Origin of the sequence: Massilia cavernae (assembly GCF_003590855.1) — a bacterium.
In the GTDB taxonomy this organism is placed as follows: domain Bacteria; phylum Pseudomonadota; class Gammaproteobacteria; order Burkholderiales; family Burkholderiaceae_D; genus Telluria_A; species Telluria_A cavernae.
This window is the reverse complement of record NZ_QYUP01000113.1, coordinates 37,159-54,068: the sequence shown is the minus strand read 5'-3', so window position 1 is coordinate 54,068 and position 16,910 is coordinate 37,159. Positions and strand designations below refer to the sequence as shown.

Genomic DNA, 16,910 nt, shown 5'->3' with positions numbered 1-16,910 from the left:
CATGAAAAGCCTCACTCGCACATTGAACGACCGTCGCTGGGAAGCCGTCTTCGCCTTTGTCCTCGCCCTCGTATTCGCTTATGTCTGGCAGCGCCACGCGGGATCCAATCCATCGGTGTTCGCGGACGAACAGATCTACAGCCACTTCGCACGGCTGGTGCCGCTCAACGAAGTCACCATTCCGTCATACCTGTACCTGTCGGCGTTTGGACTGACGACCGCATGCGGCGACGGCTTCCTCGGCTGCGCGCGTTTCCTCAACCTGTTGTTCTTTGTCGGCTCCGCGCCGTTCATTTACCTTGCCACGCGCCTCGTTGCACCGAAGCCCGCCGCGATGCTCGCGGCAGTGCTGTGCGTCGCCGCACCTACCAGTACGTTCACGGCCTACTTCATGCCGGAGTCGATGTACTTCTTCGGCTTTGCGGTACTGACCTGGCTGTGCCTGGCGCGCCCGTTCGGCAAGTGGTCCGCGAATGCGATGGCGCCCGGCGTCGTCCTGGGCCTGATGACGCTCGTGAAAGTGCACGCACTGTTCCTGGTGCCGGCGCTGGCGCTGTTCGCCATGTACATGGAATGGGCCCAGCGGCGCGGCACGGCCGGCCTGGTATACGGGGTGGCCGCTGCAATCATTGCGGTAACGGCAGTCCTCGGTACCAGGCTCTCGGTCGGCTACCTTTTGGTCGGCCACGAAGCCCTGCAGATACTCGGCAGCTTCTACGGCAACCAGGCAAAGGATGGCATGAGTGCCGGCTTGTCCCTCCTCACGCTGTGGCCCGCGGCCTGGTTCAGCCTGAAGGGCCACCTGATGATGCTGGCGATGATCTACGCCCTGCCGATCGCCATGTTCGTCCACGATGCCCTGAGCCGCAAGGCGCGCCAGGAAATGACGCCGCAGGCCAGCGGGTTGATGCTCTACACCTTCCTGATGCTTGGCGCCGCGCTCGGGCTGACCGTGTTCTACACCGCGTCGACCGCCGGCTTCGGCCCGCTCGATGGCAAGCGCCTGCATGCGCGCTACTACACGTTTGCGTTGATCCTGCCGGTGATGATCGTCGCCGCACGCGCGGGCTACGGCTGGCGTTCCGCCAGGTCGGTGCTGGCATGGCTGCTGGCGGCCCTGCTGGCAATGGTCATCGCCTATGCGAGCGTGGCGCTGCCGGCCGATTACCTGTTCCTGTTGGCCGACGGCCCCGAAATCGTCGCGCTGGGGCTGGACAAACCGTATAGCTGGGTCACCATCGTGCTCGCGGTGCAGGCCGCGGTACTGGCTGTCTGGGCACTGAACCGCAAGGCGGGCGCAATCGCCTGGCTGCTGGTATTCGTGCCGCTGTACCTGCTGAACGGCGAGCGCATGTTCGTCGAATCCATGGAGCGGGCAAGGAATCCGACGGTATGGGACAGCGCAGGACGCTACGCGCACGACAATCTGACGCCGGCGCAGCGCAACCAGGTGCGCATCGTCGGCGACAACCACGGTGAACTGCTGCGCGCGCGCTTCCATGTCGATGCCCGCGAAGTCGACACGATGGTGCTGCCGGCTGGCTGGGAGATCGGGAAGTACTCGCTGCCGGGCCGCAAAAACTGGCTGCTGGTGATCGGCGACTACAAGCTGCCCGAGGGCGTGACGCCGTCGTACAAGAGCGCGCACTTCTCGCTGGTGCCGCTGGCGACGGACAACCGTTATGTGGGCGAGGCGAAGTTCAACGCGCCGCTGGATAACGGCGTGCTGGCCGATGCCGAGGGGCTGGCAGGACCGGAAGGATGGGGGCGCTGGTCGAAGGCCGACCGGGTGAAGCTGCATTTCAAGGAGGCGCTGCCCGAGCGCTTCAACCTGTTCCTGACGATGCAGGCGTTCGGGCCGAATGCGGGCAAGGAGTTTGTCGTGCGCGTTGGTGGTTCCGAGCAGCGCGTGAAGCTGGCGCCGCTGCCGCATGAGGTGTTCCTGATGTTCGAGACGGACGGGATGCAGAAGACCGTGGAGATCGACGTGCCGCAGGCGGTGTCGCCGAAGGAGCTGGGATGGTCGGGGATATTCGCCGGCTGGGGCTGGGGATTATGCGGGTGGAGATTGGAGTACCTGGGAAATGAGCCCCCGTTAGCTCATTTGCTTGCTCAGGATGGGTGCCCGCTTTCGCGGGCACGACGAATCATGAGCCGGCGATTACTTCGGCACGCCGCCCAGCAGGAATGCGAGCTTTTGCTTGGCCGGCTTGATCGACGACGCAGGCGTTTCGCGGCGGACCGGTGGCGCCGACGCGTTTGGCTCGTACGGCTTGAGGAACCATGGATCGACTTTCTCGCGGCGCGGCGACGGGCCGCTTGGACGGCTGTAACGCTCGGCCGAACGGGACGACGAGTCGGAATCGCCACGGCTGCGCGATGGGCGCTCCGAGTCGCTGCGGCGCGAGCCGCGTTCCGGTGCGCCTTCGCGCGAGCCACGCGACGACGACGGCACGAAGCCCTGCAGTTCGCCACGGGTGATGGTCTGCTTGATCAGCTTTTCGATATCGGCCAGCAGGCGCTCGTCCTTGTCCGAGTACACCGACAGCGCATCGCCCGATGCGCCGGCGCGGCCGGTGCGGCCGATGCGGTGCACGTAGTCTTCGGCGTTGTACGGCAGGTCGAAGTTGATCACGCACGGCAGGTCGGTGATGTCGAGGCCGCGCGCGGCGACGTCGGTTGCGACCAGCACTTCGATCTCGCCCTTCTTGAACGATTCGAGCGCCGCCATGCGTTCCTGCTGCGTCTTGTCGCCGTGGATCGCAACGGCGTTGATGCCGCTCTGCTCGAGGTGGCGCGACAGGCGCGACGCGCCGATCTTGGTGTTCGAGAAGACGATGACCTGCTTCAGTTCGCGCTGGCGGATCAGGTGCTGCACCACGTCGCGCTTGGCGTCTTCGTCGACCTTGTACACCACCTGGGTCACCTTGTCGGCGGTGGCATTGCTGCGCGCGACTTCGATGGTGACCGGGTCGGTCAGGAAGCTGTTGGCCAGCTTCTTGATCTCCTGCGAGAACGTGGCCGAGAACATCAGGTTCTGGCGCTGCTTCGGCAGCATGTTGATGATGCGCTGCAGGTCGGGCAGGAAGCCCATGTCGAGCATGCGGTCGGCTTCGTCCATGACCAGTATCTGCACCTGGCCGAGGCTGACGTTCTTCTGTTCGACGTGGTCGAGCAGGCGGCCCGGCGTGGCGATGACAATTTCGACGCCGCCGCGCAGGATGACGGTTTGCGGCTTCATGTCCATGCCGCCGAAGACGACGGTCGAACGCAGCGGCGTGTGGCGCGCGTAGGCCTTGACGTTTTCGGCCACCTGCACCGCCAGTTCGCGGGTCGGGGTCAGGATCAGCGCGCGTACCGGATGACGCGCGGGCGACATGCTCGGATTGGCGTGCTGCAGCAGCAGCTGGATGATGGGCAGCGAGAAGCCGGCGGTCTTGCCGGTGCCGGTTTGCGCGGCGCCCATGACGTCACGGCCTTGCAGCACGATCGGGATGGCTTGCGCCTGGATCGGCGTCGGGTGTACGTAGCCCTGGTCGGACAGCGCGCGCAGGATTTCCGGCGCCAGGCCGAAGTCGGCGAAGCGCACGCTAGGCGCGCTATCAGGTTCAATGATGATCGGTGTTTCTGACATAGTTTTCGTGTGCGATTGATCGATGTGCCCTGCGTCCATACAGCAGGCACTGCCCAGGATGAAGGCCAACGCGGGGAACTCCAGGGTGGACGGGATCTGGCCGCCGTCATGGCTGGCCGTTGCCGGATTGCGTAGTGCCACGATCGCGCCAACTGGGCCGGCGCATGGACGTAGATACAATAGCAGTGCCCTAAACGATACCCTAAATCCCTTCAACTGTATATGGAATCATGTATCTTGAAAGATCTATTGCTTTGGAGATAACTTGGTTTACACTGCCACTTTGCTGTCCAGGCCGCCTCTAAAAACATGTCTTTCAAGCTCAAGGTTCCGCGTACGCTCGGCACCGCCATCGATTCTCACGACAACGGTTTCAACCTGGTCCGGCTGGCGTGCGCGCTGCTGGTGGTGGTCTACCACGCCTTCCAGCTGAACCGGGTGGCGCCGCGGCCCGACCCGCTGACCGCGCTGGTGGGGCCAAGCGCCGACCTGGGCAGTATCGCGGTCGGTATCTTTTTCATCATCAGCGGCATGTTCATCACCCAGAGCTGGATGCGCGACCCGCACGTGCTGCGCTTTGCCTTGCGCCGCGTGGCCCGCATCGTGCCGGGCCTGTTCGTGTGCATGCTGGCGACGGTGATCCCGGCCGTCGTCTTCTTTTCCGAGCCAGGCGTGGCCGGGCTGCTGACGTCGGCGCCGTGGCGCTACATCTTCGGCAATACCGTGCTGCACGGGCTGGTCTATAACATTCCGGCGTCGGAACTGAGCATCCCGGGCGTGCTGGGCGGGCAGTATCCGAACGGGCCGCTGTGGACGCTGTATTGGGAAGGCCGCATGTACGTGATGGTGGCGCTGATCGGCCTGTCGGCGGCGCTGCCGATGCGGACCTGGGTGCGGAGCGTGGCGATTTTCCTGCTGCTGGCGGCGAACCTGTGGCCGGAAGTGTTGTCGGGATATATCTGGGAAGTGCGAATGTGGTCGCTGTTCCTGGTCGGGATGCTGTTGCAGACCCTGGCGCCCAGCTTGCGGATCGGGTTGCGCCACGTCGCTTGCGCGTTCATCCTGATCGGGTTGAACTGGACCCGCTCGCAGGCGATGACGCCGAGTGCGCTGACCTGGTTCGGGATCGCGCTGGCCATGGGTGCGGTGGCGCTGTGGCTGGGGACGGCGCGGGTGGAGCGGCTGGCACACCTGCGCAGGAATGATTATTCGTATGGGGTTTATATCTATCACTGGCCGGTGCTGCTGATGCTGCGCGAGGTACTGCCGCCGGTGGATGCGCCGGTGCTGCTGACGGTGTCGCTGCTCGTCATAGTGCCGGTGGCGATGGCGAGCTGGCATTTGGTGGAGGAGCCGGCAATGGCGGCGGTGAGGCGCAGGCTGAGGCGCTGAGCGTCGAGCTTGTTGGCGGATCATGGTGGATGCGCTCCGCTTATCCGCCCTACCCGGTCGAACGCGAAAAGTTCAGCGCTTCCAGCCGCGCGAACGTGCGGCTTCCTCCGCCTTTGCGTCCAAGGTCCGGCCACTGATGCGCGCGTCGATGGCGTCGAGTACCGTCGCCGGCATCTCGACGCCGGCCTGGCGGTACTCGCCGCCGGCAACCGCAGTACTCTCGGTCACCAGCGACACTTTCCATTCGCCGCCGTTGCGGCAGGCCAGGCCAGCCGCGCTGCCCATGATGAAGCTGCGGCAGTAGCCGCCGTCCTTCGACTCGAAGCTCACCCCAATGCGCACCCCCGACGGCGACACCGGCGCACCGGCAAGCTGGTGCGTCAGCGCATCGGCAAGTTTGGCTTGCGCCAGCATCGCGCCGCCGGCATAGCCGCGCACCGCCACCTGGTCGTCCTGCTGCAATCCAATGATCCCGGCGCCGCCCGCCAATATGCCGACCATCAGCGTGGCCGCGATGGCGCCCCATTCCGGCCACGACCAGCGGCGCTTTTCATGCGCGACCGCATCGGCCCGTGCGGCGCGCGCGGTGTTCAGCTGGATGACCTTGCCGGGCCTGGCGGCCTTCACCAGGCGCTGCGGCACCGGCTCGTCCATGACGGATGAGAATGCGGCGAACACGTTGGAACGCAAGGCGGCATGCTGCCGCACCTTGGCCGCGAGCGCAGGGTCGCTGCGGATGGCACGCTCGACAGCGCTGCGGGTCAACTCGTCGAGCTCGCCGTCGGCATAAGCCATCAGGGTTTCATCGGAAAACTTCAAGATACGTTCCTCGCTTGATCGGATAACAGGCCCTGCAAGACTTCGCGGGCACGCGCCAGCCGGCTGGTCAGGGTTCCCATCGGTATTTCCAGTACTTCCACCGCTTCCTTGTACGGCAGGCCGTCGACCAGCACCAGGCCGATGACGATACGGTGGTCGTCGGTCAGCATGCTGATCGCCTTCTGGATCGCGATGCGCTGCTGGTGCGCTTCGGCAAAATCGTCGCCGACGTGCTCGCCCGCCTCTTCCGGGGCGAACAGCGCGTCGCGCCGCATGCGCGAGCGCACTTCGTCGATCCAGGCATTCTTGATGATGCGAAAGATCCAGCTGTCCAGGCGGGTACCCGCCTCCCATTGTTCGCTTCGGTTGAGGGCGCGCTCGACGGCGATCTGCACCAGGTCGTCCGCATCCTCGCGGTTGAAGGCGACCGTACGGGCAAAGCGGCGCAGGCGCGGCAGCAGTGCGGCGATCTGGGTATGGAGCGGTACGGCTGTAGCAGTCATGGATAGGAGGTAAACGTTTGACGGTGGGACTTTATTCCCTGCTCCAAACGTTTACTCGTAAGGATTTCCGATTTTCTCTATATTATCATCCGACCATGAAGCTGATTCGCCCCTTCCGTGCGGCCCCTGTAGCGTTAGCACTTACTATCGCGGCAAGCACCTCCACCGCTCACGCGCAGTTGCGCTTGCCCTCCCTTAACCTGCCCTTGCCGGATCGACTCGGGCCGTTCGACGCCGGCCGGCTGCGCGACCGCGGCGAACGCCTGCTCGACACAAGCGACGCGCTGAAGCTGCGCGAGTTGCGCCTCGCCCAGGTCGACCAGCTGTTGCGCCGCCACCGCGACGTGCTGGAGCCCGATCCGCGCGGCGAGCCGGTGGTGCGGCGCGAGATACTGGCCTGGTCGCCCAGTGCGGCGATGATGGCGGCGGCCCTTGCGGCAGGCTTTGCGGTGGTACGCGAGCAGGCGCTGGAGGGCATTGGCGAGACGATGGTGGTGCTGCGCGTGCCCGATGGCATGGGCACCGCGGCGGCGCTGGAACAATTGCGGACGCTCGATCCGGCAGGGACTTACGACTTCAATCATCTGTATACGGGCAGCGGCTCGGAGCCGGCAGCGTCCGCTCACGGTGCGCCCGGCGCCGCCGCCGATCCCCCCGCGCGCGGCCAGGCGGTGAAGATCGGCCTGGTCGACAGCGGCATCGACGCCGCCCATGCGGTATTTCGCGACGCCCAAGTGCGCCGCTGGGGCTGCAACAATGCCGCGCACCCCAGCGCGCACGGCACCGCCGTGGCCGCGCTGATGGTCGGGCAGGCGCCGCCGTTCCGTGGCGTGGCCCCTGGCGCGCAGCTGTATGCCGCCGACGTCTACTGCGCCGCCCCTACCGGCGGTTCGGCCGACAAGATCGCGGGCGCGCTGTCGTGGCTGGCCAGGGAGCAGGTGGGCGTGATCAACCTGAGCCTGGTCGGGCCGCCCAACGCCACCCTGGAACGCGTAGTGGGCGCGATGGTGAAGCGCGGCCACCTTGTGGTGGCCGCGGTCGGCAACGACGGGCCGGCGGCGCCGCCGCTTTATCCGGCCAGTTATCAAGGCGTGGTGGGCGTTACCGGCGTCGACAAACGCGGACGTCCGCTTCCGGAAGCGGCGCGCGGGCCGCAGGTGATGTTTGCCGCGCCGGGCAAGGACATGGTCAGCGCGTCGCCTGGCGCCCCACCCTATCGCATCGTGCGCGGCACCTCGTTTGCCGCGCCGGTCGTGGCGGCGATGCTGGCGCCGTCGCTGCGGCGGCCGGAACCCGCGGCGGCAAAGGCCGCCTTGTCGGCGCTTGCGAAAGCGGCGGCGCGCGAGGACGCCAACACGGTCAGCAACGAGACCGGGCACGGCGTGGTCGGCGCCACCTACCGCAACGACCCGGCGCGCTTCCGCTGAACTTTTTCAAAAATATTTTCAAATGGATGGAATAAACGGCTGAGCTGGTTCGTTTTCCTTACAACAGCTGCAGATTGTCTGCGGCGCACTCAAGGAGAAACAAACATGAAAACCGTCACCATCATCAAGCACGCAGTCATCGCCCTTTCCATCAGCGCCGCGTTCTCGGCACACGCACAGCTTCTCGGCGGCGGCGGCGGGTTGGGTGGCTCCATCGGCGGCTCGCTCGGCGGCTCCGGCAGCATCGGCGGACAGTTGTCCGGCATGGGCTCGATGGGCAGCCGCGCTTCGATGATCGGCTCCGCGCGCGGCGTGGCCGAACCGGTACGTTCCGGCGCCCAGGAACAGGCAGCCAATACACGCAACTATGCTGGGGCGAGCGCGGCGACGGCACGCGGCACCGCGCAAGGCAGCACGCAAGCTGCAGCGAGTGCAGCGAAGTCGGTTGAAGTCCAGCCGGCGCTGAACGTCAGCGGTTCATTGAGCGGCAGCGGCTCGGCCGGTGGAAACGGATCGGCCACCGGCAGCCGTGCCGACGGCGCGGGCGAATCGAACTAAGCGGATTGCGAAGCGGAGGGTCCGGGCTGCCGGGCCCTCGCGGCTGCAAGCGCCGTCGATCAGGACGTGATCAGGCCATGCTCGTCGAGCATGTCATGCAGGAGTTCGAGCCGGATCACGGGATTGTCTAGCATCAGCAGCATCTGCTTCTGCGGCGGTGGCAACGGCAACAGGTCGCACCACCGGTTTGCCACCCAGCCGCAGTCGTCAAGCTGGAACGGCGGCAGCAGCGGCCAGCGTTCTTCGGGAATGTCGCCGAGCGATTCGAGTACGCGGTCGAGTGCATCGGACGCGCCCTGCAGCTCGGACGGTATCGGAACTGCGTGATCGTTCTCACACAGTTCGACTTCGGCGGTCCACAAGCCGTTCGGCTGGCGCGCGCTGGAAATGATGCGGAAGCGCGAGGCGCCGCGGCACATCACCTTGAGCAGGCCGGGAGAAGCTTCGATGGTTTCCTGCACCGTGGCGAGCGTACCTGCCTGCTCGAACTGCTCGTCGCCTTGCGGCGTGCGCACTTCGCTGCCATGGGTGAGGAGGACGACGCCGAAGGGACTGCCGTCAGCAATGCACTTGCCGATCATATCGAGGTAGCGTACCTCGAAGATCTGGAGCGGCAGGACGCCATCGGGAAACAGCACCGTGGCGAGGGGGAACAAGGGTATGGAAAGTGTAGCCATGCCCCATCATGACAGAATCGCGCCGCCGGTCAGCGCACGATTCCGGAGCAGGCTTCAGGGATCGATGACTGCAGCGCAGGCGTCGGTAGGCAGTGCCGCGGCGTGGCCGACGACCGGGACCATCTTGATGACGGCGGAACCTATGCGGCATGGCGCGGCAAGCACGCCGCAACCGCCGAGTACGGCGGGCAGCAGGAGCACTGCCGCCAATTTCAACACTGACCTTGATTTCATGACGCCCTCGAGCCTTACTGTAAAGCTCGATTGTATGAGGGCGCTATCTCTGCCGACAAGTATTTCGAGGTAACAATACGTTAATCTGCAACACGCGCATGGCTTGGGACGGCAGGCCGGATCGGATGGCGCCAGCACGTCGCACGATATTGCATGCGCCCGGTCCGCGGGCCTGCGCTCGGCACAGTTGTCCAAGGATCAATATCCGGTCGCCCTGATTCTGGATCAAAGCGCGAATCGATGAGAACGCGGATGACCGACAATGATACGATTCGCGCTGAGAAAGGGCCTGTGGGCAATTTCGAGCCAAGAAGCGATCGAAAAGAGCAGATGAAGACCGTATTGAATATCATTGGCGCCATTGCGGTGGTGCTGGGCATCCTGGGCATTTTCTTGCCGCTGCTGCCGACGACGCCATTCCTCCTGCTGGCGTCGGCCTGCTTTGCCCGCGGATCGACGCGGCTGCACGGGTGGCTGCTGGGGAACCGGGTCTGCGGGGAATATCTGAGGAACTACGAAGCGGGCCGCGGCATTCCCGCGCGCGCAAAAGTGACGGTGTTGGTTCTGCTTTGGGCGTCGATCGGCTACTCGGCCACGGCTGTCGGCCATGTCGCGCTAAAGGCGATGCTGGTGTGCGTCGCGCTTTGGGTGACGATCTACCTGGTGCGCTTCGTCCCCACGTGCCAGCGCAGCAATGACAACGCCGGCTGACGGGGGCGCTTTTACCTCTACCATCCAAATGATCTCAAAGCATCCGAACTTGACGTTTGCTTGAGCCAGCATGGGGTGCCATGTCCATCCGTTGCGTATCTGGCCTTGTAAATACGTCCGGTGACTTCTACGCTTATGCGAGTGCCCATCAGATCGTGCTTCACGCATGATTCACCCGCGACTCCTGCGCGCTCTCCAACTAACACCAAAAAACCAAGGAGTCCGTCATGTCCACGCCACGTACGCGCACGACGCTCTGTGCGGCATTTTCCTTGTATCCCTCATACCGGGCTGCGGCGGCGGCGGAGACTCCACGCCGCACCCGGTCCTGCTTGCCCCGGCGAGTACGAATGTGGTGGCCTACTGGACCGACGTGGGCGCCGCCACCGTCAATGCCACGGTCGCCACGGCAACGACTCCTGAAGAGCGGCGCCCGACCTTCCACGCTGACCTGGCCACTATGCACCTGGCGATCTACGATGCGGTCAGCGCCATCGACGGGCGCTACAAACCCTATCTCGTCACACCGGTCACTGTCGCCGCCGGCGCATCGACGGAAGCAGCTGCCAGTGCCGCAGCCTACAGCGTGCTGCGCGCGCTGTTCCCGAACCGCGGCGCCCACTACCAGGCGGCATACGACAGCTACCTTGCAGGAATTCCGGCGGGCGATGCCAAGACCCGCGGCCTGGCGCTTGGAGCGGAGGTCGGCGCCGCCATCGTTGCCAACCGCGCCAATGACGGCCGAGCGATTGTGCTCCAGCCCTATGTTCCCGGAACGGCTCCCGGAAAGTTCCGCGGAATGAATCCTGTCAGCCGGTTTTCCCCGGCGATCCGTCCATTCATAATGACGAGCGCGTCACAGTTCCGCCCGGGGCCGCCACCCGCCCTCGACAGCGCCGTCTATGCCGCCGATTTCAACGAAGTAAAGGAACTGGGCGGGACCGTGAGCACACGGCGCACAGCCGAGCAACTGGACACTGCCCGCTTTCATACCGAAATGCCGCCAATTTTTCTCACGCGGAATTTCGGACGATTCGCACGGACAACGAGCGACGTCGCCGACGCTGCGCGGCTGATGGCGGCTATCTACACCGGCTTTGCGGATGCGAACAATGCCTGTTTCGAGGCCAAATATTTTTATGAAACGTGGCGCCCGCTAAGCGCGATTCCATTGGCCGATACGGACAATAATCCCGCGACGGTACCAGACCCGGGCTGGACTCCGGTCGTTCCAACGCCGAACCATCCCGAATATCCGGCCGCGCACTCATGCACCGCAGGGTTCCTTGGCGAGCTGCTGCGCATTTATTACGGAACGGAGAATGTCACCTATACCCTCAACAGCAATGTGACGGGGACTACGCGCACTTACACGAACACCGGCGCGTTTACCGAGGAATGCACGGCGGCACGGATCCACGGCGGCATGCATTTCCGGTATTCGACGGCTGCTGGCGCCGAACTCGGCAAGCAGGTGGCGCATGGACGATGCAGCGCGCGTTTGGCGTGCGTTAAGAATTCACTGGCGGAACCGCGTTGCGGCGCAGGCGGCGGCGCTCATCCGACTTTCAATTGATCGAACGAGAACCCGATCTGCTCGATGGCCTCCACAGCGCGGTCGAGGGAATTGAAGACATGCGGCCCCAGCGTTTTTACCTCAAGCAGCATGCCTGCATCGCCTTTGGCGCCGCTAAGGCGAACCGTCCATGCATTCCTGCTCATGGGAACTCGGATGATCGCCGCTCCACTCAGGCGCCCGGATGAGAAATCGCGCCTGGCCTGGTCCAAGGTTCGATTGCATTCGATCATGCGTGCCACCTTCCCTTCCGAAAGAAAAAAGCCCCGACGATCTTCCGTAAGGAATTGATTTCGCTGTGAGTTGCTTGGCACTTCCGGCGTCACCGTTCCGGACACCCCCGCAAGCTAAGTAGCGAGAGGATATTACTTTTAGCGCCGGCTAGACAAGGCTTCCATGCAGTGCGTTACGGCGGCGCCGTTTCAACAATTGCGCCGTCGGACATGGATGGCAAGACCGAAAAAGCCAGACCTTACTCGATATCCACAGGCTTGTGCGACGCCCCGGTTTTCTTCGTGGTCGTGCCAGGCGAGGATTTGCGTGTGGCGATTTTCTTTGCAGGAGGTGCCTTTGCCGCGACATTACGGGCTGCTTTGGCAAGGGGTGGTGTCGTTATCGAGGCGAATGCTTCCGGCTCACTCGCGGCCACCTCGGCATCATTCCAAGGGAGGAAATTCGGCAGGTCGATCCGGACTCCGTTTTTGGCGACGACCGAAAGTTCAAGAGTCATTCCAAGCGATTTCAAGAATCGGCGCAGCGTGGAGACATAGGTGTCCGAGCGCTTTTCGAGTTGGGAAACGGCGTTCTGATTGATGCCTAGCACTTTCGCCACCTCAGCCTGGGTCTTACCTACGGCCTTGCGGAAATCGGTAAGCGTAGCAGCGTGCGCGATCATCTCCTCAACTTTTTTCTGAGAAAGAGCTGCAATTTTCGCCTGGCGATCAGCGGGCAGGCTTTTGATCACTTCGTCCAAATTTCTTCCCATGTCGATCTCCTATCTCTTATCCCGGGTGCTTGTAGTCTCCGGTTTCATAGGCCTCGCTGCCTCGGCGTCCTTTGTTCGCTTAGCAGCCTTTATGCCTTCCAAGTGCTGATCGAACCGCTTGTTAGCCTTCTTTAAGATATCTTTGTAGAACTTACCTTCATCGATACCTTGCTTATCTGCAGCAACCAAAATGATCGCTTTCCGCTCAGGGTCGAAGGCGAAGGCCGCCCTCCAAATCTCCGCACCGTTATTTGCCTTGAAAATGAGTTCTTTCATATTCGGATGCATTGGATTTTTCAACGTTCCGACGTGCGGACGATCGGCAGCGGGTCCCAAGGTCCTCACGGCATCGGCAGCAGCAAGTAATTCATCTTGAACCTCGGGAGAAAAGGAGTCGAATTCGGCCTCGAAGTCGTCGTGGAAGGACACATCCCATACCTTTGGTCGATTCAATTATCATCTCCTTGTGATATCACGTCAAGCTGATTGATTTGATGCCGCCCTGTTGATTCGTATGTTGATGGTCTACCAGAAACCGAAAAAGGACTTAGGCTTTCACCTAAGTCCTTGCTTTTTTTGGTGGGCCTCCCGTGAGTCGAACATGACACCAACCATCGCTCGACGCCGCCAGTCAGGCCATACTTGCGACTTCCTCCAGATAGGCCCTGACGATACTTTCGAAATCGGCGTCCGCGGCGAGGCCAAGCGCCTTCGCACGCGTCATATCCCAGGCCGCCGGCCAGCCGTTGACGATACGTTCGACCGCAGGGTCAGGTGCGAAAATGATGCGGGAGACGGCTTCCGGACCAGCCACCTTCCCGAGTACAGCCACCATCTCGCCCACGCTGACCGATAGGCCCGGAAGGTTGACGGTGCGGCTGTTGCCGAGCGATTCAGCAGCAAGCTCGTGTCCTGCGATCAGCGACTCGATGGCACGCTGCGGCGACAACAGCCACAGCCCTGCTTCCGGCAACACCGGACATATCAATGATTCGCCATTCAAGGGCTTGCGGATAATCCCGCTGGCGAACGAGGATGCCGCCTTGTTCGGCTTGCCGGGACGCACGCTGATGGTCGGCAGGCGCAGCACGCGGCCGTCGACAAAGCCGCGGCGGCTGAAGTCGTTCAGCAGCAATTCGCCGATCGCTTTCTGGGTGCCGTACGATGACTGCGGGTTCAGCGCCGTCGCGTCCTGCACGATGTCCGCAACTTGCCGCCATACACAGCCACCGAGCTGGTGAACACGACCTTGGGCTTGTGCCCAAGCTCGCGGCAGATGTCCAGCAACAGGCGCGAGGCGCTGCCCGAGGAATCCGGCGCCGCCGGTAATCAGAACTTTCATTTTTGAACTCCTTGTGTCGTTGCCGCGGCCAACCAGCCGAGGCCATCCAGCGTGGCGCCGCGCGGGCGGTATTCGCAACCGATCCAGCCTTCGTAGCCGAACTCGTCGAGCAGGCGGAACAGGTAGGGATAATTGACTTCGCCGTCATCCGGCTCGTTGCGGGCGGGAACGCTGGCGATCTGCACATGCCCGATTCCATCCAGGTTCTTCCTGAATGTCTGCGCCAGGTCGCCCTCGACGATCTGGGCGTGATAGAAATCCATTTGCACCTTGACGTTCGGCGCGCCGGACTCTTCGCGCAGCGCATGCGCCTGGGCTTGCGTATGGAGGAAATAGCCGGGCATGTCGCGGCCGTTGATCGGTTCGATCAGCAGGCTGATGCCATGCGTGGCCAGCTCGCGCGCCGCGTGGCGCAGGTTGCCGAGGTACACCTCGCGGTGAATCCGCAGGTCCGCGCCGGCGGGAATCAGTCCGGCCATCACGTGCAGCCGTTTGGTGCCCAGCGCCAGCGCGTATTCGATACCGCGCGCGACGCCGGCACGGAACTCCTCTTCGCGTCCGGGCAGCGCTGCGATGCCGCGCTCGCCTGCTGCCCAGTCGCCCGGCGGCAGGTTGAACAGGACGTTTTCCAGCTTGTTCTCCTGAAGCCATGACGCCACTTCGTGTGCCGTGTAGTCGTAAGGGAACAGGAACTCGACAGCCTTGAAGCCGGCGGCCGCAGCGGCGGCGAAGCGTTGGGGGAAGGCGACCTCGTTGAACATCATGGTCAGGTTGGCGGCAAATTTTGGCAAGGCAGGGCTCCGGATTAAAGGTCGAGCCCGAAGGCCGACTTGAGTTCATCGATCTGCGCGGCGTCGAGCGGCCGGGTCGGCACGTCGCGCAACAGCAGGAATAATTTGGCGGTTTCTTCGAGTTCCTCGGCCGCATAGACTGCCGCCTCGAGCGTGGTGCCGGACACGACCGGGCCATGGTTGGCCAGCAGCACCGCCGAGTGCTTGCGCGCGAGCGCGCCGATGGCGCCGGCCAGTGCCGGATCGCCAGGGCGGTGGTAGGGCACCAGCGGCAGCCTGCCTGTTTTCATCACGAAATACGGCGTCAGCGGAGGAATGCAATCCTCATGATTCAAGCCGCACATGCACGACACTGCCGCCGAATGGGTCGAATGAAGATGCACGATCGCGCCGGCGGCGCCGCGTTGCTGGTACATGGCGCGGTGCAGGAAAGCTTCCTTCGAAGGCGCCTCGCCGCTGACCAGCCGGCCTTCCCAGTCGAGCTTGGACAGGCGCGCCGGGTCGAGCCGGCCCAGGCTGGCGTTGGTCGGCGTGAGCAGCCAGCCATCGTCGAGCCGCACGCTGAGGTTGCCGCTGCTGCCGGCCGTCAGGCCCCGTTCGAACAGCGAGCGGCCGAACTCGACGATCTGTTCGCGCTGGCGCGTTTCTTCCGGCTTACTGTGAACGGCGGCGCTCATGACAGGCTGCTCCAGGCTTTCAGGAAGAAATCCTCGCTGCCAAAATTGCCGGACTTGAGCGCCAGCGCCAGCGGCTGGCCTTCCCGCTCGCCCTGCAGCGCGGTGGTCCACGGCACGCCGGGATCGATTTCCGGGCCGATCCGCAGGCCCGACACGCCCAGCGCCTTGACCACTGCGCCCGAGGTCTCGCCGCCTGCCACAATCAGTTACCCCACGCCCAGTGCGACCAGGCCCTGCGCGATCGCGGCAAGCGCATCTTCCACCAGGCTGCCGGCGTGTTCCACCCCCAATTCGGCCTGCACCGCCTTCACCGTTTCCGGTGTTGCGGTTGCAAAAACCAGCAGCGGGGTTTGGCCGACATGGCCCGCCGCCCACGCCAGCGCGGCAGACACCACGTCGGCGCCGCGCGCCAGCGCCAGGGGATCGACGTGAAACGCCGGCGCCTGTTCGCGCATCAGCGCTACCTGGCGCTGGGTGGCTTGGGAGCAGCTGCCCGCGATCACCGCGCGCGCACCGCCGGTGGCCGGCAGCGTGTCGGCCGCGACATGCTGTGACAGCAGCCCGCGGCGGCGGAAGTTCTCGGGCAAGCCCAGCGCAATGCCGGATCCGCCCGTCACCAGCGGCAGGTCGGCGCAGGCCGCGCCGATCGACTCCAGGTCGCGGTTCGACACCGCGTCGACGACGGCGAACCGGCACTGGCGCGCGCCGCTGCCACCGAGCATATGGTGCGTGCGGCCGAGCGGGTGCGCCAGGCCGATCGCGAATTCTGGCGCGCCGACGGAGGCGAACTGGCTCGCAATCTGGCGCGTGATCCGATCTTGAATAAAGTGGCAGTTGAAAATGTGAGCTAGCCCTGGCGCCAGGCTCGCATGCGTAAATGGCGGAGGTCCCCCGCCACGTTCGGCCGGAATGGCCGATCACGTTGCGCAGGAATACCCATTCATCGTTCCAGGAGACCACTGGTCTGCCCGATTTGCCCGCTCGTCGCACCACTCTGGCATGGCAATTTGGCCAGGCCGAAAATGCGCTCTTGCGCATCAAGCGCTGGCCAACTTCCCTCGACATGGAATCCTATGAAAAACCGACTGCTTCTCACAATGCTGCTGCTGGGCTTCCTTCCCCAACTGCACGCGCAAGGCGCAAAACCCGGCGACAATGCGGCCGCCCCCTTGTTCAAGGAAATCGCGGCAATGGACAAAACCTTGTTCGATGCCTTCAATCGCCAGGATGTGGACGGCGTGATGGCCGTGTTCGCGCCTGACCTAGAGTTCTTTCATGACATGGGCGGTGTCAAAAATTACGAACAAAACCTGGACGCCACGCGCAAGCTGTTTGCACAGAACATGAACCTGCAGCGTCAACTGGTCCCTGACAGCATGCAGGTTTACCCAGTGCACGATTACGGTGCGATCCAGACTGGCGAGCACACGTTCTGCCACCTCGTCAATGGCAAGAATGACTGTGGCACATTCAAGTTCCTGCACATCTGGAAGCGAAATGGAACTGGCTGGAACCTGGCCCGGGTTGTGAGCTTCGGCCACTGAGGCGAGCCGTGTCGTGCCGCAGGGCCACAATGGACCCGCG

At 63.6% G+C, this 16,910-nt stretch carries 16 protein-coding genes and 3 pseudogenes; 7 read left to right on the top strand and 12 right to left on the bottom strand.

The window, feature by feature from the left end; translation table 11 throughout:
• Position 1: 1 nt before the first annotated feature.
• Positions 2-2,017 (top strand): annotated as a pseudogene (locus tag D3872_RS27630) (ArnT family glycosyltransferase); the annotation flags it as partial.
• Between the two features lie 144 nt (positions 2,018-2,161).
• Here D3872_RS27630 and D3872_RS12485 read toward each other — a convergent pair.
• Positions 2,162-3,634 (bottom strand): DEAD/DEAH box helicase, encoded by a 1,473-nt coding sequence (locus D3872_RS12485; protein ID WP_229459293.1) that lies wholly within the window; start codon positions 3,632-3,634, stop codon positions 2,162-2,164.
• Positions 3,635-3,943: 309 nt separating this feature from the next.
• Between D3872_RS12485 and D3872_RS12480 the strand changes: the two genes are divergently transcribed.
• On the top strand, positions 3,944-5,026 hold the full coding sequence (locus D3872_RS12480; RefSeq protein ID WP_119811070.1) for an acyltransferase family protein: 1,083 nt from the start codon (positions 3,944-3,946) through the stop codon (positions 5,024-5,026).
• A 72-nt stretch (positions 5,027-5,098) separates the two neighbouring features.
• Here D3872_RS12480 and D3872_RS12475 read toward each other — a convergent pair whose 3' ends face one another.
• Entirely contained in the window at positions 5,099-5,845 is a 747-nt protein-coding gene (locus tag D3872_RS12475; RefSeq protein ID WP_119811069.1) for an anti-sigma factor, read from the bottom strand.
• The gene (locus D3872_RS12470; RefSeq protein ID WP_119811068.1) at positions 5,842-6,348 is read right to left on the bottom strand and encodes an RNA polymerase sigma factor; all 507 of its coding nucleotides are present in this window, start codon (positions 6,346-6,348) and stop codon (positions 5,842-5,844) included. The genes D3872_RS12475 and D3872_RS12470 overlap by 4 nt, the downstream gene beginning before the upstream one ends.
• A 185-nt stretch (positions 6,349-6,533) precedes the next feature.
• Here D3872_RS12470 and D3872_RS12465 point away from each other — a divergent pair, with 185 nt between their 5' ends.
• Together D3872_RS12465 and D3872_RS12460 are read left to right on the top strand one after the other, a co-directional pair.
• Positions 6,534-7,775, top strand: coding sequence for a S8 family serine peptidase (locus D3872_RS12465; RefSeq protein WP_229459292.1), 1,242 nt, complete (start codon positions 6,534-6,536; stop codon positions 7,773-7,775).
• A 105-nt stretch (positions 7,776-7,880) separates the two neighbouring features.
• Complete coding sequence (locus tag D3872_RS12460) at positions 7,881-8,333, top strand: hypothetical protein (RefSeq protein WP_119811066.1); 453 nt, start codon at positions 7,881-7,883, stop codon at positions 8,331-8,333.
• A 59-nt stretch (positions 8,334-8,392) separates the two neighbouring features.
• Here the strand turns inward: D3872_RS12460 and D3872_RS12455 are convergent, their stop codons facing one another.
• Positions 8,393-9,010, bottom strand: coding sequence for an LON peptidase substrate-binding domain-containing protein (locus D3872_RS12455; protein ID WP_119811065.1), 618 nt, complete (start codon positions 9,008-9,010; stop codon positions 8,393-8,395).
• Between the two features lie 54 nt (positions 9,011-9,064).
• On the bottom strand, positions 9,065-9,244 hold the full coding sequence (locus D3872_RS12450) for a DUF6726 family protein (protein WP_119811064.1): 180 nt from the start codon (positions 9,242-9,244) through the stop codon (positions 9,065-9,067).
• A 252-nt stretch (positions 9,245-9,496) separates the two neighbouring features.
• Here D3872_RS12450 and D3872_RS12445 point away from each other — a divergent pair, with 252 nt between their 5' ends.
• Together D3872_RS12445 and D3872_RS12440 are read left to right on the top strand one after the other, a co-directional pair.
• Positions 9,497-9,955 (top strand): YbaN family protein, encoded by a 459-nt coding sequence (locus D3872_RS12445; RefSeq protein ID WP_307719429.1) that lies wholly within the window; start codon positions 9,497-9,499, stop codon positions 9,953-9,955.
• A gap of 355 nt (positions 9,956-10,310) precedes the next feature.
• A complete protein-coding gene (locus D3872_RS12440; RefSeq protein WP_182915790.1) occupies positions 10,311-11,531 on the top strand; it encodes a vanadium-dependent haloperoxidase in 1,221 nt (406 codons plus the stop codon).
• Here D3872_RS12440 and D3872_RS12435 read toward each other — a convergent pair.
• The 7 genes and pseudogenes from D3872_RS12435 to D3872_RS12405 form a co-directional block, all read right to left on the bottom strand.
• Positions 11,513-11,773, bottom strand: coding sequence for a hypothetical protein (locus D3872_RS12435; RefSeq protein ID WP_147373868.1), 261 nt, complete (start codon positions 11,771-11,773; stop codon positions 11,513-11,515). The genes D3872_RS12440 and D3872_RS12435 overlap by 19 nt on opposite strands.
• Before the next feature lie 230 nt (positions 11,774-12,003).
• The gene (locus tag D3872_RS12430) at positions 12,004-12,516 is read right to left on the bottom strand and encodes an XRE family transcriptional regulator (RefSeq protein WP_119811060.1); all 513 of its coding nucleotides are present in this window, start codon (positions 12,514-12,516) and stop codon (positions 12,004-12,006) included.
• Positions 12,517-12,525: 9 nt separating this feature from the next.
• Positions 12,526-12,969 carry a type II toxin-antitoxin system RelE/ParE family toxin gene (locus D3872_RS12425; RefSeq protein WP_119811059.1) on the bottom strand — a complete coding sequence of 148 codons (444 nt, stop codon included), beginning with the start codon at positions 12,967-12,969 and terminating at the stop codon, positions 12,526-12,528.
• Between the two features lie 178 nt (positions 12,970-13,147).
• Positions 13,148-13,815 (bottom strand): annotated as a pseudogene (denD, locus tag D3872_RS12420) (D-erythronate dehydrogenase); the annotation flags it as partial.
• A gap of 39 nt (positions 13,816-13,854) precedes the next feature.
• Positions 13,855-14,649: a 2-oxo-tetronate isomerase gene (otnI, locus tag D3872_RS12415; protein ID WP_119811058.1), complete on the bottom strand. Its 795-nt coding sequence runs from the start codon at positions 14,647-14,649 to the stop codon at positions 13,855-13,857.
• A 14-nt stretch (positions 14,650-14,663) separates the two neighbouring features.
• The gene (otnC, locus tag D3872_RS12410; RefSeq protein ID WP_119811057.1) at positions 14,664-15,326 is read right to left on the bottom strand and encodes a 3-oxo-tetronate 4-phosphate decarboxylase; all 663 of its coding nucleotides are present in this window, start codon (positions 15,324-15,326) and stop codon (positions 14,664-14,666) included.
• A pseudogene (locus D3872_RS12405) lies at positions 15,323-16,084 on the bottom strand (four-carbon acid sugar kinase family protein); the annotation flags it as partial. The gene otnC and the pseudogene D3872_RS12405, both read right to left, overlap by 4 nt.
• 315 nt (positions 16,085-16,399) lie before the next feature.
• On the opposite strand from D3872_RS12405, the gene D3872_RS12400 reads away from it, so the two are divergent.
• A complete protein-coding gene (locus D3872_RS12400) occupies positions 16,400-16,870 on the top strand; it encodes a nuclear transport factor 2 family protein (RefSeq protein ID WP_182915789.1) in 471 nt (156 codons plus the stop codon).
• Positions 16,871-16,910: the final 40 nt, after the last annotated feature.